The 695-nt window shown below is 43.7% G+C and carries 1 protein-coding gene; it reads left to right on the forward strand.

The features are described from left to right. Positions 1 to 695 (forward strand): AMP-binding enzyme (locus DRF57_RS23430; RefSeq protein ID WP_133297567.1); only part of this gene is annotated, 695 nt, incomplete at both ends.

Consider the following 695-nt stretch of genomic DNA (forward strand, 5'->3'; position numbering starts at 1 on the left):
GGGACAGTTTGTGCAACGCTGCATTATTACAAGGAAGATGGTAATCCGCTGAATATCGGAGGTCCGATTGGTAATATGACGACTTATGTGCTGGATAACCATATGCGGGCAGTTCCGGTTGGAGCTGTAGGTGAGCTTTATATAGGAGGATCCGGAATTGCACGAGGTTACTTAAACCGTCCGGATTTAACTGAGGAACGTTTCCTTGAAAACCCATTCCAGACGTTATCCCAAAAAGGAAGAGGAGAAAACAACCGTTTATACAAAACGGGAGACTTAGTACGCTGGCTGGCTAATGGCGAGCTGGAATATGTAGGTCGAAATGACTTCCAGGTAAAAATCCGAGGGTACAGAATTGAATTAGGAGAGATTGAGAATACCCTGCTTCATTACCCTGGTATCCGTCAGACCGCAGTATTAGCTAAAGAAAACAAAGCGGGGATGAAATACCTTGCAGGCTATTATGTATCCGATGTTGAGGTTGATTCCAACCTTCTTTCTGAACATCTTTCAGAGAGCTTACCGGAATATATGGTACCGGGTGCTTTTGTACATTTAACAGCCTTGCCCTTAACGATCAATGGAAAGCTTGACAGAAGACAACTTCCTGAACCTGAGTTTACGGGTAGCAAAGATTATATTGCTCCCCAAACTGATCTTCAGGCTAAACTATGCCAGATCTATGGTGATGTTTT

It is taken from the genome of Chryseobacterium rhizosphaerae, from assembly GCF_003385455.1.
GTDB classification, from domain to species: Bacteria; Bacteroidota; Bacteroidia; order Flavobacteriales; family Weeksellaceae; genus Chryseobacterium; species Chryseobacterium rhizosphaerae.